The organism is Streptomyces atroolivaceus (assembly GCF_000717025.1).
GTDB lineage: Bacteria > Actinomycetota > Actinomycetes > Streptomycetales > Streptomycetaceae > Streptomyces > Streptomyces atroolivaceus.
In genome coordinates this window covers 38,849-61,529 of the sequence record NZ_JNXG01000017.1, presented here as the reverse complement: position 1 = coordinate 61,529, position 22,681 = coordinate 38,849, and the positions used below count along the sequence as shown (strand labels likewise).

At 71.6% G+C, this 22,681-nt stretch carries 18 protein-coding genes; 9 read left to right on the top strand and 9 right to left on the bottom strand.

Going from position 1 to position 22,681, the window contains the following annotated elements:
• Positions 1-178: 178 nt before the first annotated feature.
• The gene (locus OO67_RS27225) at positions 179-1,555 is read left to right on the top strand and encodes a hemolysin family protein (protein WP_033304261.1); all 1,377 of its coding nucleotides are present in this window, start codon (positions 179-181) and stop codon (positions 1,553-1,555) included.
• Positions 1,552-2,637, top strand: a complete 1,086-nt coding sequence (locus OO67_RS27220) for a hemolysin family protein (RefSeq protein WP_033304259.1) — start codon at positions 1,552-1,554, stop codon at positions 2,635-2,637. Before OO67_RS27225 ends, OO67_RS27220 begins: the two co-directional genes overlap by 4 nt.
• 60 nt (positions 2,638-2,697) lie before the next feature.
• On the opposite strand, the gene OO67_RS27215 is transcribed toward OO67_RS27220, so the two are convergent.
• Entirely contained in the window at positions 2,698-4,605 is a 1,908-nt protein-coding gene (locus OO67_RS27215) for an AAA family ATPase (RefSeq protein ID WP_033304258.1), read from the bottom strand.
• Between the two features lie 368 nt (positions 4,606-4,973).
• The gene (locus OO67_RS27210; protein WP_033304256.1) at positions 4,974-5,588 is read right to left on the bottom strand and encodes a uridine kinase family protein; all 615 of its coding nucleotides are present in this window, start codon (positions 5,586-5,588) and stop codon (positions 4,974-4,976) included.
• A 186-nt stretch (positions 5,589-5,774) separates the two neighbouring features.
• Here OO67_RS27210 and OO67_RS27205 point away from each other — a divergent pair, with 186 nt between their 5' ends.
• Positions 5,775-7,145, top strand: coding sequence for a peptidase C39 family protein (locus tag OO67_RS27205; RefSeq protein WP_033304254.1), 1,371 nt, complete (start codon positions 5,775-5,777; stop codon positions 7,143-7,145).
• Between the two features lie 274 nt (positions 7,146-7,419).
• On the opposite strand, the gene OO67_RS27200 is transcribed toward OO67_RS27205, so the two are convergent.
• Positions 7,420-8,448 (bottom strand): endonuclease/exonuclease/phosphatase family protein, encoded by a 1,029-nt coding sequence (locus OO67_RS27200; protein ID WP_033304253.1) that lies wholly within the window; start codon positions 8,446-8,448, stop codon positions 7,420-7,422.
• Between the two features lie 282 nt (positions 8,449-8,730).
• On the opposite strand from OO67_RS27200, the gene OO67_RS27195 reads away from it, so the two are divergent.
• Entirely contained in the window at positions 8,731-9,936 is a 1,206-nt protein-coding gene (locus OO67_RS27195) for a TetR/AcrR family transcriptional regulator (protein WP_033304251.1), read from the top strand.
• A 120-nt stretch (positions 9,937-10,056) separates the two neighbouring features.
• On the opposite strand, the gene OO67_RS27190 is transcribed toward OO67_RS27195, so the two are convergent.
• Complete coding sequence (locus OO67_RS27190; protein WP_033304249.1) at positions 10,057-11,265, bottom strand: oxygenase MpaB family protein; 1,209 nt, start codon at positions 11,263-11,265, stop codon at positions 10,057-10,059.
• 312 nt (positions 11,266-11,577) lie between these two features.
• Here OO67_RS27190 and OO67_RS27185 point away from each other — a divergent pair, with 312 nt between their 5' ends.
• The gene (locus OO67_RS27185; RefSeq protein ID WP_051709939.1) at positions 11,578-12,222 is read left to right on the top strand and encodes a DUF1707 SHOCT-like domain-containing protein; all 645 of its coding nucleotides are present in this window, start codon (positions 11,578-11,580) and stop codon (positions 12,220-12,222) included.
• 169 nt (positions 12,223-12,391) lie between these two features.
• On the opposite strand, the gene OO67_RS27180 is transcribed toward OO67_RS27185, so the two are convergent.
• From OO67_RS27180 to OO67_RS27170, 3 genes are all read right to left on the bottom strand, one after another.
• Positions 12,392-13,411: a hemolysin family protein gene (locus tag OO67_RS27180; RefSeq protein ID WP_033304247.1), complete on the bottom strand. Its 1,020-nt coding sequence runs from the start codon at positions 13,409-13,411 to the stop codon at positions 12,392-12,394.
• On the bottom strand, positions 13,408-14,742 hold the full coding sequence (locus OO67_RS27175) for a hemolysin family protein (protein ID WP_033304245.1): 1,335 nt from the start codon (positions 14,740-14,742) through the stop codon (positions 13,408-13,410). Before OO67_RS27175 ends, OO67_RS27180 begins: the two co-directional genes overlap by 4 nt.
• A gap of 506 nt (positions 14,743-15,248) precedes the next feature.
• Positions 15,249-15,728, bottom strand: coding sequence for a hypothetical protein (locus OO67_RS27170; protein WP_051709904.1), 480 nt, complete (start codon positions 15,726-15,728; stop codon positions 15,249-15,251).
• A gap of 316 nt (positions 15,729-16,044) precedes the next feature.
• On the opposite strand from OO67_RS27170, the gene OO67_RS38310 reads away from it, so the two are divergent.
• Entirely contained in the window at positions 16,045-16,191 is a 147-nt protein-coding gene (locus OO67_RS38310; RefSeq protein WP_106972832.1) for an SCO1431 family membrane protein, read from the top strand.
• A gap of 90 nt (positions 16,192-16,281) precedes the next feature.
• Here OO67_RS38310 and OO67_RS27165 read toward each other — a convergent pair whose 3' ends face one another.
• Entirely contained in the window at positions 16,282-17,547 is a 1,266-nt protein-coding gene (locus OO67_RS27165; RefSeq protein ID WP_033304244.1) for a glycoside hydrolase family 18 protein, read from the bottom strand.
• A gap of 349 nt (positions 17,548-17,896) precedes the next feature.
• On the opposite strand from OO67_RS27165, the gene OO67_RS27160 reads away from it, so the two are divergent.
• Complete coding sequence (locus tag OO67_RS27160) at positions 17,897-19,069, top strand: acyl-CoA dehydrogenase family protein (RefSeq protein ID WP_033304243.1); 1,173 nt, start codon at positions 17,897-17,899, stop codon at positions 19,067-19,069.
• 441 nt (positions 19,070-19,510) lie between these two features.
• Here the strand turns inward: OO67_RS27160 and OO67_RS27155 are convergent, their stop codons facing one another.
• Positions 19,511-19,930 carry a hypothetical protein gene (locus tag OO67_RS27155; RefSeq protein ID WP_033304242.1) on the bottom strand — a complete coding sequence of 140 codons (420 nt, stop codon included), beginning with the start codon at positions 19,928-19,930 and terminating at the stop codon, positions 19,511-19,513.
• Positions 19,931-20,133: 203 nt separating this feature from the next.
• Between OO67_RS27155 and OO67_RS27150 the strand changes: the two genes are divergently transcribed.
• Complete coding sequence (locus OO67_RS27150; RefSeq protein ID WP_033304241.1) at positions 20,134-20,574, top strand: Lrp/AsnC family transcriptional regulator; 441 nt, start codon at positions 20,134-20,136, stop codon at positions 20,572-20,574.
• 67 nt (positions 20,575-20,641) lie between these two features.
• Positions 20,642-22,282 (top strand): amidohydrolase, encoded by a 1,641-nt coding sequence (locus OO67_RS27145; RefSeq protein WP_033304240.1) that lies wholly within the window; start codon positions 20,642-20,644, stop codon positions 22,280-22,282.
• Positions 22,283-22,681: the final 399 nt, after the last annotated feature.

The window sequence follows — 22,681 nt, the reverse complement described above, 5'->3', positions numbered from 1 at the left end:
CCGTCCGGCCCGATCCCGATTATTCTGGGACCGGTGGCGCACCGGGTGCGCCCCGCCCCGCGCCATGGGCCCTCCGAGGCCCGCGGGGCATATTCCTGCGACCCAAGGAGTGACTCCCTCCAGCAATGGACGGATCGTCCGGTAGTACCTGCGCCGCCCTCTCCCCGGAGGCGGCGGCATGACCACCCCCCTGTTGCTGCTCCTCGCGGCATTCCTTCTCATCCTCGCCAACGGGTTCTTCGTGGCAGCCGAATTCGGGCTCGTCACGGTGGAACGGCCGGACGCCGAACGCGCCGCCGCCGAAGGCGACCGCCGGGCCCGCACCGTCGTCGCCGCCCTGCGTGAGCTCTCCTTCCAGCTCTCCGGCACCCAGCTCGGCATCACCATCACGTCGCTGGTCGTCGGCATGCTCGCCGAACCCGCACTCGCCCAGCTGCTTGCCGGACCGCTCACCGCCACCGGACTGCCCCACGGGGCCGTTCCCGGGGTGAGCGTCGTGATCGGCATGCTGTTCGCCTCCGCCGTCCAGATGGTGATCGGCGAGCTCGTGCCGAAGAACTGGGCGGTCTCCCGGCCGCTCCAGGTCGCCCGGTTCGTCGCCGGCCCCCAGCACCTCTTCTCCACCCTTCTGCGACCGGTGATCACCGCCCTCAACGCCGTCGCCAACCGGCTGGTCAGGCTGCTGGGCGTCGAACCGACGGACGAACTCGCCTCCGCCAGGACGCCGGGCGAGCTGGTCTCGCTGGCCCGGCACTCCGCCGAGGCCGGCACCCTGGAGCAGGACACCGCCGACCTCTTCGTGCGGACCCTCTCCCTCGCGGGTCTCACCGCACAGCACGTCATGACCCCCCGGGTGAAGGTCAGCGCGCTTCAGGCGTCGGCGACGGCCGCGGACGTCCTCAACCTCACGCGGGCCACCGGCCTGTCCCGCTTTCCCGTATACCGGGACCGCATCGACGAGGTGGTCGGCATGGTCCACCTCAAGAACGCCCTGGCCGTCCCCTCCCAGGACCGGCAGCGGACCCCGGTGAGCCGGATCGCGGTGGCGCCGCTCCTGGTGCCGGAGACCCTGCCCGTCGAGCAGCTGCTCCAGCAGCTGCGCAGCGAGCAGCCGATAGCCGTCGTGGTCGACGAGTACGGCGGCACCGCCGGTGTCGTCACCCTCGAGGACATCGTCGAGGAACTCGTGGGCGAGGTCCGCGACGAGCACGACGCGGAGGGCGCGGACCGTCCCGAGCTGACACCCGTCGTCGCCGACGACGGAAGGGCCGGCTGGGACGTGGAGGGCAGCACCCGGGTACTGACCCTGCGGCGGATAGGCCTCGACGTACCCGAAGGGCCCTACGAGACCGTGGCGGGTCTGGTCGCCGACCTCCTGGGGCGCATCCCCGCACCCGGTGACCGGGCCGAACTGCCCGGCTGGCGGATCGCCGTCCGTCAGGTCGGCCACTACCGGGCCGAGCAGGTCCGTTTCGTCCGTCTGACGGACCCGTCGGCGTCTTCGGTGGCACGGCCGGAGCGGCTCACCCAGGACCTGCTGGAGGCCGTGCGATGAGCCTCGTACAGCTGGTGTTCGCCGGCCTCCTCGTGCTGGCGAACGGCTTCTTCGTCGGAGCCGAGTTCGCGCTCGTCTCCGTACGGCGCAGCCAGGTCGAACCTCTCGCGGCAGCCGGGTCGAGCCGGGCCGGACAGGTCCTGCACGGGCTCGAGAACCTGCCACAGATGATGGCCGCCGCCCAGTTCGGCATCACCATCTGCTCCCTCACGCTCGGCGCGGTCGCGGAACCGACGGTCGCCCACCTCCTGGAGCCGGTCTTCCACGCGGCGCACGTGCCCGAAGGGCTCGTCCACCCGCTCGGCTTCGCGGTGGCGCTCGTCTCCGTGGTCTTCCTCCACCTCGTCATCGGCGAGATGGTCCCGAAGAACCTGGCGATGGCGGCCCCCGAGAGGACCGCGATGTGGCTCAGCCCCGGACTGGTCGGTTTCGCCCGGCTCTGCCGGCCGGTCACCTCCGCCCTCGGGGCCTGCGCGAGGCTCGTGCTGCGGCTCTTCAAGGTCGAGCCGAAGGACGAGGTCGAGGCCGTCTTCACCAGTGAGCAGCTCAACCGTCTGGTGGAGGACGCGGGCCTGGCCGGCCTGCTGGAACCCGAGGCGCAGGAGCGTCTCGGGGACGCCCTCGAACTGGGCAGCAGGCCTGTCACCGACGTCCTGCTGGACCGGGCGTCCCTGGTGACGGTGGGCCCCTCCGTCACCCCTCGCCGGGTGGAGGAGCTGACGGTACGGACCGGCTACTCGCGCTTTCCCGTCCGCGCGGAGGGAGGCGGCCCGTTCATGGGCTATCTGCACGTCAAGGACGTGCTGGAGCTGGAGGACGGCGATCGTGCGGTCCCGCAGCAGATCTGGCGCCCGATGGCGACCGTACGGGCCGAACTCCCTCTGGACGACGCCCTGACGGTCATGCGCCGCGCTGCCACGCATCTGGCGCAGGTCGCCGACGCGTCGGGCAGGGTGCTCGGCCTGGTCGCCATGGAGGACGTCCTGGAGAAGCTCGTGGGCGAGGTCCGCGACCCGGCCCACCGTGTCACGGTGCCCCGCCGCACGGTGGAGGCGCCGAAGGCCATGGCTCCCCTGGGGTGACCACCGGGGGGGATCCACTGCGCCGCCGGGCGGCCCCGCCGGGGCCGTCCGCCGGCGACGTCACAGGGCCCCGGGCTCCTGCTTCCCCCGGTCGACCGGCCCCCGCCCCGACAGCACCTCGCCGTAGGCCTGCATGAGATCCGGCAGCCGCAGGGTGGCCAGATCCTCCCGGGTCGGCGCGGCGGCGTAGCCGGACAGCCTCAGATCACGGTAGGCGCAGCTCTTCTCGTAGAGGGTGCGCAGGAAACGGCCGTTGCCCAGCTCGTCGATCCAGCCCTGGTCGACCACGTGGCCACTGATGCTGCGCAGCTCGTCGAGGGACTCCTCGTCCCACACGTCGCCGTTCTCGGCGGCCAGCACCCCGCCGATCGCGGTGAGTTCGAGAGGGCGGTAGCTCGGGAAGTCGACCCGCGTGGTGAAGCGCGAGGAGAGCCCCGGGTTGGTGGAGAGCAGCCGGTCCATGCCCTCGGGATAACCGGCGAGGATGACGACCAGATGGTCCCTGTTGTCCTCGGCCCGCTTGAGAAGGACCTGCAGGGCCTCGTCGCCGTACGCGTCGCCCTTGCTGTAACCGGAGTTGGAGAGGCTGTACGCCTCGTCCACGAACAGCACCCCGCCGAGCGCCGAATCGATCAGCTCATTGGCCTTCACCGCTGTCTGACCGAGGAACTCGCCCACCAGGTCCGACCGTTGGGCCTCCACCAGATGGTCGCCGCCCAGCAGCCCGAGGGCGTAGAACACCCTGCCCAGGATGCGGGCGACCGTGGTCTTGCCCGTCCCGGACGGGCCGGAGAAGACGAAGTGGCGCTTCGGCGGCTGCACCGGGAGCCCCTGCTCCGCACGCAGACGCGCCATGTTCAGCTGTGCGGACAGGGCCTTGACCTGGCGCTTCACGGGTTCGAGTCCGACCATGCGCTCGAGTGCCGCCAAGGCCTCCTCCAGCATCACCGGGTCGCTCGGTCCCGCCGGGAAGGCGGTGGCCCTCGGCGCCCCGGGCTTCGTCCGCGCCCCGTCACCACCGGGCCCGGACGGTGGCACCACGGCCCCGGGCAGGGCCTGCGGGTCGCCGCCCAGCCAGGGCTCACGGCCGTCCACCAGGTCGGTGCCGAGCGCCGTGTCCCCGTCCGTCCGGGTCTCCACGCCCGTGCCGTCCGAACCGATGCCGGCCAGTGAGAAAGCGGCCAGGTCGGCGGCCTCGTCGTAGCCGTCCCCCTCGGAGATCGCCGCGAGTCTGGCCGAGGTGTCCATGAACGCCGAATCCACCCGGTGCACCGCGCGGTACAGCGGCAGTGCCGCCGCGCTGCGGCCGGTGCCCTCGTGGGCCCGCGCCAGCCAGTAGCGCAGCTCCTTGCGCTGCGGCTGTTCGCTGCGACAGCGCATCAGCGCGGCGGACAGGAGGGGCTCCGCCTGCCCGTACATCTCCAGGCGCACCCGCGCCATGCCGCCGAAGAGGCCCGCCTCGATGCCGAGCAGCGGGTCGTCGATCAGCTGTTCCGTGGTGCGCACGAGCTGCTCCCAGTCCTTGACCAGGTAGGAGCGGCAGGCGTGCAGGAAGCGCACCTGGGGATCGGTGTCGACCGGCGGCAGGCCCGCCAACGCCCGGTCCAGCTCCGGCACATGGCGCCCGTCCAGCCAGTGCGAGGCGTGCGCGAGGAGTAGATCGCGCGGGCTCTCCAGTACGGGCTGCACCCACCAGCCGAGCCAGTACCACGAGTTGAGGGTGCGGCGATGGCGGGTGCGCTGCTCGCCGAATCGGTCGCGATGGCGGTACATGCGTAACAGCGCCGTGGTGGTGTCGATCCGCAGCGCGTGCAGGCCCAGCCAGCCGTCCGCCATGCCGGGATCCAAACGCACCGCGGCTCTGAACTCCTCCTCGGCCTGCGGGTACGCGCCCATGGTGTAGGCGTCCACCCCGCGCAGCCAGGCAAGGTCGGCCGGGGCCTGCGTGCCCGGCGTGCCGATGTCCATCAGGTCCCCCACAAACCGTGCCCCCAGAATGCCCCGCCCGCACAGCATGCCCAGCGCGACACACCTAATCACCGTGCTGGGGACGGGAATTGACCACACCCGAGAGGCATCGTACCTGTACAGGGAGTGAGCGGTTAAGGGCGTTACCGGCGCTTCGGGGGTGGTGACCCAGGGTGAGCGACCGACCCGGCCGGGCGCGGGCGGGAGGGCAGAACGAAGCCCCCGGTCACGGGGGAACGACCGGGGGCTTCGCGTCTTCGAGGGCTTCGGAAAGCCGCACATTGAGAACGTAAGACCTGTACGGGCCCTCGGTCAAGCCGAGTTGGGGCACCTCCGGGGCCTTTTCCTACTGCCCGGTATGGCGATGCTCAGGCTTCACTGTCCGTGATGATTCGACTCGCCACCGCTGTCGGATGAAGCCCTTCCAGCCACTCGTACCCCATCGGCATCCGGCGTATCACGGCATCAGCGAAGGGATACGAGGGATCGTCGGCGAAATGCCGCTGCTCCGCGACGGTCCAGCCGTCCCAGAAATCCGAGAGGCCGGGGCCGTCGCGGTGTCTGCCCCGCTCCCAGGAAGCCTCGCTGTCGCCTTCGATCCACAGCAGTCCCGCGAGGAACGGCCGCACCGCCGAGCGGCCCGCACCCACCCCCTCGATCAGCATCACGGGGGCGGGATCCAGTGTCCTCGGCGGCCCGGAACGCCGGGCCGTCCAGTCGTACGGGGTGTAGAGCGCGGGCTCGCCACGTGAGAGCGGATCCAGGACCTGGGCCCGGAGTCTGTCCGCCCAGCCGAAGAGCTCGTCGTGGGTGGCCAGGTCGTCCAGATGCAGCACGGGGGCGTCGCCGAGCGCGGCGGCCAGGTGGCCGGCGAAGGTGCTCTTGCCGGACCCCGCGTGGCCGTCGACCGCGATCAGCCGCACCGGCCCGCAGGACGGGGGAAGGGTGCGCAGCCCGCGCGCGTGATCCGCCAGGTCGTTCATCTCTCCACCCTACGAGAGCCCGCGGGCCCGCTTCCGGCGCTGCGCAGGTCACGCCAGTGGGCCAGACCAATATTGCTCCCGCGGCACGGGTCGAATCACTGGCCGGAACCGGCGCCGACCCGGGATAGTTGGCGCACCGATCGGCACCCGCAGCCCCAATCCGCTCAACGACCGGGGGTCTCGCCCATGACCAGACCGACTTCACGCAGGACCGTGCTCACCGCCGCGATCGCGGCAGCGGCCGGAGCAGGCGCCGCCGCCTCCGCCGTCCCGGCGAGCGCCGCCCCCTCCCGCACCTCCCGCACCTCCTCATCCCCGGCGGCAGCCTCGCTCGTGGACAACCGTTTCTGGACCACGTACACCGACTGGCGCTGCGGGTCCTCCGCCGGTACCCGGGCCGTCGCCGGCCGCCGGCCGGGCCTCGTGATCTCCGCTCCCGCCGGCAGCACCGACTACACCGACCCGCACACCGGCACGACCAAGGCCTGGGAGTACGCCACCTGGACCTCACCGGTCCACCGCTCGGCCGTCCCCGCCACCGAGGTGATCGCCTCCTGGAACGCCCACACCCCCCAGGGCACCTGGATCCAGATCGAGATGCGCGGCCGGTACTCGGACGGGACGGACACCCCCTGGTACGTGATGGGCCGCTGGGCCGCCGGTGACACGGACATCCGCCGCACCTCCGTGGACGACCAGACCGACGGCAGGAGCACGGTCTGGACCGACACCTTCTCGCTGGACGACGTGGCGAGCGGGCTGCGGCTGGTGTCCTACCGCCTGAGGCTCACCCTCCACCGCGCCCCCGGCACCAGCCTCACGCCGACGGTCCACCGCGTCGGCGCCATGGCCTCGGACATCCCCGACCGCTTCACCGTCCCGGCCACCGCACCCGGCGCCGCCCGGGAGCTGCCCGTGCCCCGGTACTCGCAGAACGTCCATGTGGGGGAGTACCCGGAGTACGACAACGGGGGCGAGGCCTGGTGCAGCCCCACCTCCTCGCAGATGATCATCGAGTACTGGGGCCGGAAACCCACCCCCGAGGACCTGGCCTGGGTCAAGCCCGGCCTCGCCGACCCGCAGGTCTGCCACGCGGCCCGCCACACCTTCGACTACCAGTACGAAGGCTGCGGCAACTGGCCCTTCAACGCGGCCTACGCCGCGACGTACAGGGACATGAACGCCGTGGTCACCCGGCTCGGCTCGCTGACCGATCTGGAGAAGCTCACCGCCGCGGGAATCCCGGTCATCACGTCACAGTCGTTCCTCAAGGGCGAGCTGACGGGGGCCGGTTACGGGACAGCGGGCCACCTGATGACCGTCATCGGCTTCACGGCCGACGGCGACGTGATCGCCAATGATCCCGCATCGCCGTCCAACGACGCGGTGCGCCGCGTATACCAGCGGCGCGAGTGGGAGAACATCTGGTTGCGCACGAAGCGGTACGACGCGAACGGCGCGGTCAGAAGCGGTACGGGCGGGGTCTGCTACGTCTACTGGCCGGCCGGTGTATCCGCAGGTCAGCAGCGGGTGCTGCGCTCGCTCGGTCTGACCTGAGCCGGCAGGGCGGTACGGTCACCTCGGCAGCCCGACGGCATCGTTCGCGGCCCTCGTGGGCGAGGTGACAGCAGCGGTCCGCCGTGACCTCGACCGAGCGGTGTCCTGGCCATCGAGAGCCTTCGTGGACGGACACGCCGCTCGTCGTCGCGGTCACGGGGACCCGTTCGTGCCGCGGGGCGTCCGGACAACCGCCTCCCCACCGGTCGGTACATGCGGGACTCGTCGCCACATCCGGCCGCCTGATGCCCGTCGCCCGCATACCTGGCCCCGGTCAGCCGGCCCCGCCCTTCGCCGGTGGCAGCGCCAGAACCGCGACGACCGCCCGATGGTCCGTACCGGGCACGGTGCGCTCACCGACGGAGACACCCACCAGGCCGGAGCCGTGCAGGACGTGGTCCAGCTGGATCAGAGGTGGGACGAGAGCATGGCCGACGGGCCATGTGGGGGCCCATCCGCGGCCGAGTTCCGCATGGGTGTCCGTGAGGCCGGCCGCGAGCAGTTCCCGCATCGGGGTGTGGTCGACAGAAGCGTTGAAGTCGCCCAGGAACACGGTGTCCGGACCACTGCGGCGGGCCAGGGAGGTGAGGGCAGCCATGTCCCGTGTCCAGCGCTTCGCGTCCCCGAGGGGGTAGTAGGTGTGAACGGCCACGAACCGCACCCTGTGCCCGCCGACCGCGACCTCGGCGGTGGTCTGGGGCCAGGCGGTGTCGACCTGTGTCGTGCCGGCGTGGATCAGCGGGTGTCGTGAGTAGACCGACGAGTCGTACTCGGGGTGGAGCTCCTGGTGCGGCATCAGCGCACCCAGGCCCGCCTTGTCGAGCGCGTCCACACCACCCGACGGTATCTGCTCCACGGCCAGCACGTCGATCCGCTCGGTGCGGACCAACTCCACCAGCGCCCGGGCGTCGGCGGCGCCGCCGTCGGCGTTGACGGTGGCGACACGCAGCTCCACCGATTCCGCCGGCACCCGCCGGTGATCGGCCATGAACCTCGGTGCCAGCAGCGTCACGTGGGCGACCACCAGAGCCGCGACGGCGGCCACGGCCCATCGGGACCGCAGGGCGGGAACGGCGGCCATCACGCCCAGCACCAGCGCACCGAGAACGGTCGAGACGGGAAAGAGCGCCATGGGCACCGCGAGCGGCGTTCCCGCGTCGAGTCCTGTCAGCCGGACCAGGAGCAGAGCGGCGGGCACGGCAAGCGTGATGCCGCAGCCCAGCAGCCCCCACACCCGTCCGCGCCGGCCGGGTGGCCGCCGCCGGTCCGCCTCGTGCGGGGCGTCAGTAACCGTGCCCGTCATTCGTCCCCACTCCGGAGTCGTGCCCGGCGAGATGATCGTGGTCACCGGTTCCCGGTACCTGGACGCCGGCACGGGCCTGCACGGTTCCGGATGCGGCCGGCTTCACCGTCGGCGGAGAGGTCCGGAAAGCGGCTCCGAGCAGCCCGGCCCTCGGAGGTCCTGCCCCCTCGGCTCCGGTGCCGGCCGGACGGCGGCGGGCCCCGGCCGCCCGGGAGTGATCCGGGGATTCGCCGTCCGTGCGGTCCGTGTCGAGAGAGCCCGGGACCCTTGGATGAGGTGTGGTTGACTGACCGGCATGGCCCCGTCTCCGCATCCGCCCGTTCGGCCGTGACCGCCGGTCCGACCGCGGCCGTTCGGCCCCGCAACCGCAAGCAGCTCATCGTCGAGGCGGCCGGCCGGGTCTTCAGCGAGCGTGGCTATCACGCGGCGTCCATGGAGAAGATCGCAGCGGGTGTGGGCATCACCGCGGCGGCCCTGTACCGGCACTTCCCGAACAAGTACGCGCTGTTCGCGGAGTGCGCCGACCTGATGGCGGACCGGCTTGTCGACGCGCTCGGCGAGGTGCCCACCGGGGCACCCTTGGCCGAGGTGCTCACCGCCGTCACCAGGGTGACCGTCGCGCATCGCGCGTCGGGCGGTGTGTACCGATGGGAGGCCCGGTACCTCAACCGCGAGGACCGCCGGCATCTCAGGGCCAAGTTCGGGCACGTCGTCGGGCGGGTCGACGAGGCGGTGCAGCGCGAGTACCCACTGCCGGACGAGCGCCTGCGGGCCGCGGCAGCCCTCGGTGCGATCGGGTCCATCGCGATGCATCACACATCGATCGCTCAACGCCGCGCCGAGGAACTCCTGTCGGCGTCCGCTCTGCGCGTGGCCGCGACCGACCCGGCGGCGGCACGCAACACCCGCGCGGTCGAGCTGCCCGCCCAGCCGGTGCCCCGTACGCGACGCGCGGAGATCCTCGCGGCCGCCATCCCGCTCTTCGCACGGGACGGGTTCGCCAGTGTCACGAACGGACAGATCGCGGAAGCGGTGGGGCTGGCTCCGTCGGCTCTCTACCGCCACTACCAGGGCAAGGTCGACATCCTGGCGGCCGCGTGCCTTCAGGCGGCGGGGCTTCTGGCCCAGGGGGTGGAGCAGAGTCTTCACGGGGTGCCCGGCCCGCGCGACGCCATCATCGCGCTGGCGGCGACGTACGTGGCGTACAGCTTCGAGTACACCGCGCTCAACAGCGTCGCCGAAGCCGAGCTCGCCGGCCTGCCGGCCGACATGCGGCGGCCCTTGGTCCTCGCGCAGCGTGAACACATCGCCGTCTGGGAGCAGCAGCTGCGGCTGGCCCGCCCGGAACTGGACCCGCGTCAGGCCCGGGTGCTGGTGCACGCGGGGTTCGGCGTGGCGGTCGAGGCCGGACGCGGGCTGCGGTGGCAGGACCGCCACGACCACCGCACCGCGGTGACCGCTCTGGTCGTGGGCGCGCTGGGTCTCTGAACGGTCACCGGGGCCGGGCTCGCGTCGGGGAGCTGCGTCAGGGCCTCGCGTGGCAACGGGGCACCCGCCCCCCCGGCGTGGCTGCGGAGGGGCGGGCGCCTCGTGGGGCGGACCGGCCGCTCAGCCGGCCGGCCTGTTCCCGGTCGGGATCGTGATGGGGGTGGTGCTCGTGGAGGCGCCCTTGTTGAGGAACAGCATGGCCAGGGCACGCACGAACTGGTCGAACATGTAGAAGGTGCCGGGCATGACGGGCGACAGCCCCTCGCGGAACAGGATGAAGGCCGGCCACGCGGTGCGGACCAGGGCCGCTGCCGCGTAGTCGCGTGGCAGCTTCAACCAGTCTCCGACCTCGTTGCTCAGGGCGTAGCGCACGAACTCGTTCAGGAACCCGCGCGTGACACCGAGATCGATCTCCGCGGTCAGGCCGAGCAGCACCTCGGCCAGGTCGAGGCCCTCGGGTGTCGGGGCGAGGATCGGGGTGAGCACTTGTGCCGACTGGGCTTCCGCGGCCGCCCAGGTCTGCGGAATGTACTCGTCAGGCACGCCGAGCAGGTGGATCGCGACCTGCCAGGAATGCAGGAAGGCCTCCTGGTCCGCGGCCGACATGGGGATTCTCCAGTCGAGCATCTTCCGGTGCACGTAGGTGCCGAGGCTGTGGAAGGTGACCAGGATGTCGGCGACGCTGATCGGGATGGCCTGGTCGGCGCCCGCCTTCCAGTGCGGCGACTGCGGCAGCAGGTGGCGCACCGCTCCGTGCACGAGTCGCGTCTTGTTGGCGGTGACGATGAACTGCCCCGTCGGCTTGAAGGCGTCCAGTTGGGACAGGTCGTAGCCGAACGTGAAGGTCTTGGCCGCGCGGTCCTTCATGTCGGCGCCGCCGAAGGACCAGTAGACGCTCCTGGCCTCCCGCGGGATCACGGTGCTCATGATTCCGCTGCCGAGGCCGTACAGCATGAACAGATAGGTGTCCTTGCGCCGGTTGAAGTCGGCGGCGCGGGCCAGCTTGGCGGGGTTCGCCCAGGAGGGCAGCCTGTTGACCGTCCTCAGATGCGCGGTGAGTTCGGCCGGAAGGCCGCCGGGCAGCGCGTCACCGTTGTTCACCCACCTCGCCATCGCGGCGTTGACCGACGGCACCTGGCCGTTCTCGAGCAGCGACACCATCAGGGGATCTGTCGCGCTGTCCCAGACGTACTCCGGATCGACGCCCGTCCCGGCTCCCGCCACCGAGCCCGCCGGCCCCCACGCCCATGCCCTGGCGGGGTCCGCCACGCCCACGAGGCCGAGTGCGACACCGAGGGACAGAACTTTTCGTCTGCTGGGATTGTTCATTAACTTACCCACTTCCCTGCTCGACCAGATGGCGTTGTGCGCCGCTTCTGGCTTGCCAGTTGCGCTACCACGACGTTTCGGATCTTGCTGATCAGTGTGATTCTCAATTAACATAGCGAGGAGTGCCACCGTCAGCAATGGTCATGACCGACGCCATTACCGGACAGTTGATCCCGCGGCCTGCCGACCGTGCGGGCCCGGACGGCCGCCGACCCGAGCCTGGCCGGGGAGCCGTGTCGCGATATAGCGTTGGTCCTCCAGCCGCACCGTCGGCTGGTGCACGTGAAGGCCATCGACGGGACCAGGGGAAACATGCCGGGAGACATCTCGCCCACGGACAAGCGCTCCAACCCTGGCTCCACTCCCGAGCTGCGGGCCTCCCACGCCGACCGGGACCGCGTGGTGGAGGTGCTGCGTGTCGCGGCAGGGGACGGACGCCTGACCCCGGCCGAGCTGGACGAGCGGGTGGGGGCCGCCTTGTCGGCGCGGACCGTGGGCGAGCTCACCGCTCTCACCGTCGACCTCCCGCCCGTGTCGCCCTCGGCCGGTGTGGCCGTCACCGAGGTCAAGGACGTACTCCGCATCGACCAGAAGTTCAGCTCGGTCGAACGCGCGCAGCGCTGGGTGGTGCCCCGGAGGCTGGAACTCGCGGTGGAGTGGTGCGAGGTGACGCTCGACTTCACCCAGGCACTGATCACGCAGGACACCTTGCGGATCGACCTGGACATGTGCGGCAAGACCCTGACGCTGATCACCAAGCCGGGCATCGTGGTCGACGCAGATGCCCTCCGGCTGGAGCACAGCAAGGTCACGTTCCGTCAGGCCGCGGTTCCTGGTGCGCCGGTCACACTGCGCGTGGAGCTGGTCGGAAAGATGACCCATGGCCGCGTCGTGGTGCGGCCCCCACGTCGGATGGGGCGCTGGCTGCGCCGGCCGGCGCGGCGGGCCATCGACTGACACCCACCGGTACGCGGTACCGGCGGGGACGGCCAGGTGTGGAGACCGGTCTCGGAGAGGTGTTCGGTCCCGAAGCGCCGGGAAGGGGGAGCCGTCGGCCCGCCCGGCCTCAGGTGCGCACAGGGGAGAGCGTCCCGGCAGCTGCCGGGACGCTCTCCCCTGTTCTCCGCTACGCCCTCTGCGGCTGCAGGAAACGGGCCAGCAGGTCGTCCAGGCTCACCATCCCCGTCAGTTGCCCCGAGGCGTCCCGGACGACGGCGATCGAGGCCCGGCGCCGGCGCAGCAGTTCGATCGCCTCGGCCACGGTGGCGTCACCGGTCAGTTCGGGTACGGGACGGGCCAGTTCACGGGCGAGGGTGGTCCGGCCCTGGGCGCGTGCGACGAGGACGTCACGCGCGTGCACCGACCCGAGGGCACTCCCGTGCAGGCGGACCAGCAGCCGGGTGCGGTCGGTGTCCGTGGCCAGCCGGAGGATCTCCTCCGCTTCCGCGTCACCGTCGACGGCGGAGATGCCGGCGGCCGGGATCTGCAGGTCGCGCACCGGGGTCTCCGGCTCGGTCAGCGAGCGGGTCAGCAGGTCGGAGTCGGTCTCGCTGATCAGACCGAGCCGCTCGGACTCCTCCACCAGGTGGGTGAGCTGCTCGCGGTTGTGCACCGAGGTCAGCTCGTCGCGCGGGGCGACCCGGCACAGCCGCACCAGGCCGTTGCTCACCCGGTTGAGGACCCAGATCAGCGGGCGCACGGTCTTCACCACACTCCGGAAGGGCGGGGAGAGCACCATCGCGGAACGCTCGGGGTGGGCGATGGCCCAGGATTTGGGCGCCATCTCGCCGAGCACCATGTGCAGGAACACCACCACGATCATCGCCACGGCGAACGCGACACCGTAACTGAGCGCGCTGGGAAGCCCCAGCTTGTGCAGCAGCGGGTCGAGCTCGTGCGAGATCGCCGGCTTGGACACCGACCCCAGACCCAGCGTGCAGACCGTGATGCCGAGCTGGGCGCCGGCCAGCATCAGAGACAGCTCGCGCATGCCGGCCAGCGCCGCCTTGGCGCCGCGCCTCCCCTCGGCCACGGCCTTCTCCATGCGGTGCCGTTTGGCGGCGACCAGCGCGAACTCGGCTGCGACGAAGAACCCGCTGCCGATCAGCAGCAGTACGGTGACGAAGACCGCCATCGGGAAACTCATGCCTGCTCCTCCGGCTTCTCGGCCAGACGCTCGATCCGGACGCGCTCCGGCACATGGCGGTCGAGTGCGCGTACGTCGATCGCCGCGACCGCGCCGTCGGGCAGCCCGATTGTGAGGTGGTCGCCGATGGCCGGGAAGCGGCCGAGCCGGTCGATGATCAGGCCGGCCACGGTGTCGTAGTCCTCCTCGGAGGGCAGTTCGATCCCGGTGGTCTCGGCCACCTCGTCCAGGCGGCGCCCGGCGTCCACGAGCCATCCGCCGCCGTCCGCGACGGCCACTTCGGTCACCGTGTCCGACTCGTCCGCGATGTCGCCCACGAGCTCCTCGGCGATGTCCTCGTAGGTGACGACACCGGCCACACCGCCGTGCTCGTCCAGGACCACGGCGAATTCGTCGTCCCGCTCCCGCATCCGCTCCACGGCGCCCGGCAGCGGCAGGGTGTCCGGCAGCAGCAGCGCCTCGCGTGCCACCGCGCCGGCGGTGGCGGTGAGCCGGCCGGCGGGCAGTGCCATGAGGTCCCGCACGCCCAGCACGCCCGCGACGTCGTCCGGGTGGTCGCCCAGCACCGGGTAGTTGGAGTGGCCGTGCTTGCCGATGAGACCGATCGCCTCGGCGGCGGTGGCGTCCTTGCGGACGAAGACCGCGTCGGCACGCGGCACCATCACCTCGTGCAGGGTGCGCTCGGAGAACTCCAGGGCGTGGTCCAGCAGCGCTGCGGTGCCACGCGGCAGCTGCCCCTGCTCGTGGGACTCCCCGATCAGGTGGCCGAGCTCTTCCAGGGTGGCACCGTGGTGCAGTTCCTCGACCGGCTCGATGCCGGTCTTCCGCAGCAGTCCGTTCGCCGCGCCGTCGAAGATCCGCACCACGGGGCCGACGACCTTGAGATACGCCAGGGTGGAGCCGGACAGTGCCTTCGCCAGCCTTTCCGGGACGGCGATGGCCAGGTTCTTCGGGGCCAGTTCGCCCAGCACCATCTGCACCACGGTGGCCAGCACGAAGGCGAGCACCACGGAGATCCCGCTCACGGCGCCGGCGGGAATGCCGAGTCCGGACAGGGCGGGCCTGAGCAGCGCGGATACGGAGGGCTCGGCGATGAAGCCGACGACCAGGCCGGTCACGGTGATGCCCAGCTGGGCGCCCGACAGCATGAACGACAACCGTCCCAGCACCTTCAGCGCGCGGGCGGCCTTCCTGTCACCGGCCTCGGCCTCCCGGGCGAGGGCGAGCCGGTCGGCGGAGACGTAGGCGAACTCCTGGGCGACGAAGTAGCCCGTTCCCGCGGTCAGCACGAACACGGACAGCACCCCCAGCCATGCCTGCGCGGCGCTCATCGGGCACCACCCCGCGGCGAGCCGTGTTCAGGAGGGGAGGGGCGGGAAGGCCGGGGACCACATCCCGCAGGGTCCGTCGATCTGGCGGACAAGCGATGACTCCTCATCTAGACGTGCATGCACAAAACGATTCTGGCCGGGACCGGGTTCCCCGCCACCGAGGACACCGGCGCGGCAGGCGAGCCGCCCACCCCGTACCGGTCTGCCACGGGAGGCGAACGCCGGGGGCGGCCGGTTCGGGAGCGTGGGCTCCGACCCTCCGGCGGGCGTCTCCGGAGCGCGCTCCGGCCCGCGGGGACAACTCTATGCTTCTACTCGCCTGTAGAAGTTGCGTGGCCCCGGCAGGGAACCGCCGCCCACGGTGAGTGCCCACCGCGCCCGGTGGGCAGCTATGGGCCGCTCGTCCCCTGGGGCGGTGGGGCCGGGTGGTGGGAGGCCGGCTGGGGGAGGGGGACTCTTCCGGCACCGTCGGCCGGCCTCCGCCGTGTGCGGCGGGCGTACGCGTCTCAGCCGCCCAGACCGAAGAACCGCGCGGCGTAGTACGGACCGCAGAGCGAGCCGTGGCCCTGGCCCGCGGTGCCGCACCGGTCGATGCCGGTGCCGGGATCGACCGGTGCCTCATGGCCCATCGCGTCGATCAGATACGTCTCGACCTGCCCGTCGCCGTACACCTGCTTCGTGACGCCGGCGGCGGGGCGCGAGGTGGACGACGGGGTCTGCGGGATGCCGAGCACGTCGGTCCAGCCGTCGCGTTGCTTCTCCAGGGACTTCTTGTTGATCAGCTGGTCGGAGCCGCCGTGCCGGATCTGCACACGCGGCCGCTCGCCGGCGTAGCCGGGGTGGGCGCCGCGGATCCTGTCGCCCCACTCCTCCGGGGCGACGAGGTTGTACCGGCCGGGGCACGGTGCGAAGGAACCGGTCCGGAAGTAGTCGTCCTCGTTGTCGGCGCATCCGTACGCCATGCCGAAGAGGACCGCGGGGTTCATGCCCCGAAGCGGGGGCCCCTCTCCGCGGCAGGACATCGGCAGGATGACCGGCGCCGGTTGCCCCGTGAAGCGCCGACGCACGCGATGCGGCACCCGCTTCCCGTCCTGCACGGCGGTGTGGCATGGCACACAGCCGCCCCGCCCTCCTGCGCCCTTCTGCTCGCGCATCCCCAGCGGGAGCGCGGATCCGTGCCCTCGCCCACGTCCCCCGCCGGCCTGCCGCTGTGACCCGGATCTCTACCGCGCGGCCCGCCTCCGCCGGCACTGTGGTCGGGTCACGGGGGACGCCCGCTGCCGAACGACCGAGTGAGATGCCATGACCGCGACCACAGCCGAGAACCGGACCCACTCCCGCGCCCGCACCGGCGGACCCGAGGACGGCCCGAAGATCCTGGAACACGTTCTGGGCTGGACGCTCGTCGTCGTCCTCGCCATGTTCGTCACCCAGGCGGGACTCATGTGACCTGCGGCAACCGCGTACGACGGGTGGGGTGGGGCGCCCGCCCGGCACCCCACCCCTGACCCGCCCTGCGGTGCGTGTACCCCGCCAGGGCTAGTGGATGGCCTTGATGAGCTCACCGTCCGTCGTGTCGCCGCTCAGCTCCCAGAAGAAGGTGCCGCCCAGGCCCTGCTGGTCCTTGTAGTCCATCTTCGCGGCGATGGTGGCCGGGGTGTCGTAGCTCCACCAGTCGCTGCCGCAGTGGGCGTACGCCGTGCCGGCCACGGTGCCCGTCACGGGGCAGCTGTCCTTCAGGACCTTGTAGTCCTCGATGCCCGCCTCGTACGTCCCAGGGGCCGCCCCGGTCGCCGTGCCGCCCGGTTCCGGCTGGGTGACGCCGGTCCAGCCGCGGCCGTAGAAGCCGATGCCCAGCAGCAGCTTCTCCGCGGGGATGCCCAGGCCCTTGAGCTTGGAGACAGCCGCGTCGCTGTTGAACCCCTCCGTCGGGATGCCCGGGTAGGAGGTCAGCGGTGAGTGCGGGGCCGTCGGCCCCTGCGCCGCGAACGCGCCGAAGAAGTCGTAGGTCATCGGGTTGTACCAGTCCAGGTACTGCGCCGCGCCCGCGTAGTCCACCGCGTCGATCTTGCCGCCGTCGGACCCGTCCGCCGTCATCGCCGAGGTGATCAGATTGCCGGTGCCGAACTTCGACCGCAGCGCCGACAGGAGGTCGCCGTACGCGTCACGGCCGCTGGTGTCGCAGGTCAGGCCGCAGGCGTTCGGGTACTCCCAGTCGATGTCGATCCCGTCGAAGACATCGGCCCAGCGCGGGTCCTCGACCAGGGCGTAGCAGGAGTCGGCGAAGGCGGCGGGATTCCTGGCGGCCTCGGCGAAGCCGCCGGACCAGCTCCAGCCGCCGAAGGACCAGAGGACCTTCAGATCGGGGTGCAGCTTCTTCAGCTTCCGCAACTGGTTGAAGTTGCCCCGCAGTTCCTGGTCCCAGGTGTCCGCGACGCCGTCCACCGACTGGTCGGCCGTGTACGCCTTCTCGTGGTCGGCGTAGCTGTCCCCGATGGTGCACTTGCCGCCCTGGACGTTCCCGAAGGCGTAGTTGATGTGCGTCAGCTTGTCCGCCGAGCCCGACGTCTCGATGTCCTTGACGTGGTAATCGCGGTCGTAGACACCCCAGTTGGTGAAGTATCCGACCACCTTGTCCCCGGCCGCGGTGGGGGCGGCTCCGTCGGCTGCCGGTGCGGAGGCGGCGGGAGCCGCACCCGCGGACGACGTACCGGCGACGCCCAGGAGGGCGGCTCCCAGAGCGGCGGTGCAGAGGGTCGCGGCGAGCGCCCGGAAGCGGGCGCGAGGACGGTGAAGTCCGGTCATTGTGGCTCCTCGTGGGGGAGGGCTTGGATGTGGGGGGTGCCTGCCCCGCCCAACCGTGATTGGCATGGACGCGATGAGGCATCGGGGGAGACCGTAGGAGGACTAGACCAGTTGGGTCAATGGTTCGGACCAATTTCCCTGATCAAGGCTCCCGCTACCCGGTGACGCATGGGCTCCGATCGGGCATACTCAACGCGCCACAGCCGCTGGCCAGCGCCTCCCGTGATCCGGGAAGGCAGGATCGGCTGGGGAGCCGTAGATTTCCGGGCATCGCCCGGGACCGCCCGGCGGCGCCGCGCACACCCAGCGCACGACCGTCGTCACGCCCGACAGGGAGGAGAGCGCCGTCATGTCCGACCGTGCCCCGCAGCCGGTGGAACGCCGTCTGCCCACCGAGGAGTCCCGGCAGCTCGTCGAGCTCGTACGCGACATCGTGTCGAAGGAGATCGCTCCCAGGGCGGCCGAGGAGGAAGAAGCGGGCTTCTTCCCGCGCCCGGTCTTCACCCTGCTCTCCGAATCCGGACTGCTCGGACTGCCCTACGACTCCGCGCACGGTGGCGGCGACCAGCCGTACGAGGTCTACCTCCAGGTCCTCGAGGAACTCGCGGCCGCCCGGCTCACCGTCGGCCTCGGTGTGAGCGTCCACTCGCTGGCCTGTCACGCGCTCGCCGGATACGGCACCGAGGAGCAACGGGCCGCCCACCTCCCCGCGATGCTCGCAGGCGGCCTGCTCGGCGCCTACTGCCTCTCCGAACCGGCCTCGGGCTCCGACGCCGCCTCGCTCCGCACGAAGGCCGTGCGGGACGGTGAGGACTGGGTCCTCACCGGGACCAAGGCCTGGATCACGCATGGCGGCGTCGCCGACTTCTACACGGTGCTGGCCCGCACCGGGGAGGACGGCCCCCGCGGTATCACCGCCTTCCTCGTCCCCGGCGACGCCGAGGGCCTCGGCGCGGCCCTGCCCGAGAAGAAGATGGGCATGAAGGGGTCGCCCACCGCCCAGCTGCACTTCGACGGCGTACGGATCTCCGGCGACCGCCGCATCGGCGACGAAGGCCAGGGTTTCGCCATCGCCCTGTCCGCGCTCGACTCGGGGCGGCTGGGAATCGCCGCCTGTGCCGTCGGAGTCGCGCAGGCGGCCCTGGAGGAGGCGGTCAGGTACGCCACCGACCGGCGTCAGTTCGGACGGCCGGTCGCGGATTTCCAGGGTCTGCGTTTCATGCTCGCCGACATGGCCACCCGCATCGAGGCCGGCAGGGCGCTCTATCTGGAGGCGGCACGGCTGCGCGACGCGGGCCTGCCGTTCTCGCGACAGGCGGCGATGGCGAAACTGTTCTGCACCGACGCGGCCATGCAGGTGACGACCGACGCGGTCCAGGTGCTCGGGGGCTACGGCTACACCCTCGACTTCCCGGTGGAGCGGCTGATGCGCGAGGCGAAGGTGCTCCAGATCGTCGAGGGCACCAATCAGATCCAGCGCATGGTCATCGCCCGTCACCTCGCGGGTCCCGAGACACGCTGACCCGGACGGGCCGGTCCGGCACACCGGTGTCGTCATGATCCGGTTCCACTCCTGGTCGTGGCGGCCCTGCAGCGCCCGGCCCGTGCCCTCCCAACGGTGCAGCACCGCCCGGTGGGCGGGCGGGTCGGTGGTGTGCGGTGTGGGCTGCCGCGCGGGCTCACGGAGCGGCGGTCCGGGCTGAGGAACCGATTCTCCGGACGTCGGTGCGGCGGGGCGGCGGCGTACGGGGCCGCGGCGTTCCGGCCGCCCAGTTGGGCCGGCCGGTGGATGCGGCGTGGTCATACGGAGCCAACGCCGCCACGGGGTCCCGGGTCACTGTCCGGCCGATTCGCGTGCCCGTTCCTGCGGGTGCCGCGGTCCCGGCCGGCCGGTGAACTGTCCGCACCACGCCGGCCGGGCCGTCGTGGTGCGTGCAGAGGTGCGCCTCGGGGCGCGGGAACGTCAGGCGGCGTGACGCCGCGTCTGCGGGACGTACCGCAGGGGGCGCGAACCCGGACCGCCGGCGTGCGAGAAGGGCTGCATCCGCCAGTCGAGTCCCTGAGGAAGCGTCAACAGCAGTGCGGTCTCCTGCTCCTGGGTCCCGGGCGACGCGTCGGCCGGGCGGGCGCGGGAGGCGTCACGGCTCGTACCGGGGCAGACGGTGAGGACGAACGGATTCCACGGCGTGGGGCACAGCGCGTGCTCGGGGAGGACGTCCTCGTCCGCCAGGAGCGCGATCGGCTGGGCGCAGTCCGGGCAGATCACCCGGTACATCTCGAACGTGTCGTACGGGTCGGGAACGGCGTCCTCGTCGGAACCGGTGTATGCCGCGTCTTCGTCGGTTTCCGGTTCGGTACGTCCGGTGAGCTTCAGGCTCTGCATGGGTCTTTCCCCCCTCGGGTGGGCCGGCATGGCGCCACGGCCCCGGCCACAGCAAGCACTTCCCGCCGGAAGTCGGCGGTAACCGCGAGGCAGTCGGCTACCCACCCGTAAACTTGTGGTATTCGTCACATGCCCCTCGAACGTGCCCTTCCGGGGCTCCCACGACTGTGCCTGGAGGGACCCTGGGCAATAGGTTGATCCGCATGGAGGAGCTGGACCGTCAGATTGTGGAGTTGCTCGTCAAGGACGGGCGGATGAGCTACACCGACCTGGGCAAGGCCACCGGCCTGTCCACCTCGGCCGTTCATCAGCGTGTCCGCCGGCTGGAGCAGCGCGGGGTGATCCGGGGCTACGCCGCGGTCGTCGACCCCGAGGCCGTCGGCCTGCCCCTCACCGCGTTCATCTCGGTGAAACCCTTCGACCCGAGCGCACCCGACGACATCGCCGAACGGCTCGCCGGAGTGCCGGAGCTGGAGGCGTGTCACAGCGTCGCCGGCGACGAGAACTACATCCTCAAGGTGCGTGTCTCCAGCCCTCTGGAGCTCGAGCACCTGCTCACGCGGATCCGCACGCTGGCCGGCGTGTCCACCCGTACGACCGTCGTGCTCTCCACGCCCTACGAGGCACGGCCGCCGCGCATCTGAGGCCCTTCCCGTCCGTTGCGGAGGGGGTGCGGGAGGGAACGGTCCTGGCAGGCGCGAGACTGGTCCCATGACCGAGAGCACCGCCCCCCAGAGCGAACACCGCACCGTGCTGCTGCGCGGTGGAGACGTCCACAGCCCCGCCGATCCGTTCGCCACCGCGATGGTCGTCGAAAGGGGCCATGTCGCCTGGGTGGGCTCGGAGGGGGCTGCCGACGCCTTCGCGAGCGGTGTCGACGAGGTGATCGACCTGGAAGGTGCCCTGGTCACCCCGGCTTTCACCGACTCCCACGTCCACACCACATCGACCGGACTCGCACTCACGGGGCTGGACCTCTCGGGTGCGCGCACGCTCGCCGACGCCCTCGGGCTCGTACGTGCGTTCGCGAACAGCCATGCGGGGGGCGGGGTGATCCTCGGCCACGGCTGGGACGCGGCACGCTGGCCCGAGCAGCGGCCACCGTCGCGCGGGGAGCTCGACGAGGCGGCAGGCGGCAGGGCCGCCTACCTCCCCCGGGTGGACGTCCACTCGGCCGTAGTGACCACGGCGCTCCTGGACCTGGTCCCGGGCGTCACCGCAATGCCCGGCTACCACCCCGAGGCCCCCCTCACCGGCGACGCGCACCACGCGGTGCGGGCGGCCGCCCACGCCGCCGTCACGCCGAGGCAGCGGGCGCGGGCGCAGGGTGCCGCGCTGGCGCACGCCGCCTCGCTCGGGATCGGCACCGTGCACGAGTGCGCGGGCCCGGACATCTCGGACGAGGAGGACTTCACCGGGCTGCTGCGACTCGCCTCCGAGCAGCCGGGGCCCCGGGTCTTCGGCTACTGGGCGGAGCCCGTCGAGGACGCGAAGGGCGCCCGGCGGATCCGTGAGCTCGGTGCCGTCGGCGCGGCCGGTGACCTCTTCGTCGACGGCTCCCTGGGATCGCACACCGCCCTTCTGCACGAGCCCTACGCCGACGCTCCGCACACCGGCACCGGCCGCCTCGACACCGCGCGGATCGCCGCACACGTGACGGCGTGCACCGAAGCGGGGCTCCAGGCGGGCTTCCACGCCATCGGCGACGCCGCGGTGTCCGCCGTGGTGGCGGGTGTCCGGGCCGCCTCCGAGAACCTCGGGCTCGCCCGGGTACGGGCCGCGAGGCACCGGATCGAACACGCCGAGATGCTCACCCCGGAGACGATCGCAGCCTTCGCCGAACTGGGCCTCACCGCCTCCGTCCAGCCGGCCTTCGACGCGGCCTGGGGCGGCTCCGACGGAATGTACGCCCGGCGCCTGGGTGCCGAGCGCGCCGCGACCCTCAACCCGTACGCGGCCCTCCTGCGCGCCGGTGTGCCCCTCGCGTTCGGCTCGGACAGCCCGGTCACCCCGCTGGACCCCTGGGGAACCGTGCGGGCGGCCGCCCATCACCGCACACCCGCGCACCGTGTCTCCGTACGCGCCGGCTTCACCGCTCACACCCGGGGCGGCTGGCGGGCCGTCGGGCGGGACGACGGGGGCGTACTCGTTCCGGGAGCCCCGGCCGACTACGCCGTCTGGCGTACCGGCGAACTGCTGGTCCAGGCACCCGACGACCGCGTGGCGCGGTGGTCGACCGACCCCCGTTCCGGCACCCCCGGCCTGCCCGATCTCACGCCGGGCGCGGAGCTTCCGGTCTGTCTGCGCACGGTGGTCTTCGGACAAACTGTCTACGTACGGCCGAACGAGTGACGTCAGGACATTTCGTACCGCCGATCGAAGGCGCGGGGGGTCTGCGACGACCTGCGTGTCCTCGGCGCTGACCAGGCGTTTCGGAGAGAAGTGGCAGGTCGAACGACTGTTGACAGGAAGCGCCCACGGGCCGGTAGGTTCGGCCGGGTCCACCATTGGACGTCCGACCGGTCAGACCTCCACGCAGTCGTCGAACGCCGCTGGGTCACGGGGCGGTGTGCCGCACCGGCGCACCACCACTGACAGCCAGGTTCAGCGCCCGCGCCTCGGGGGCGAGGGAAGGTCTCGTCCGGACGGCAGGTGCGACCCGGGTGGGGCCCGGAGGTTCAGTAGACAACGGCTCTCGGTCGACCCGCAGCCAGCGGGTCCCAGGTCGGCCCGAAGGACGCCGGGCCCCGA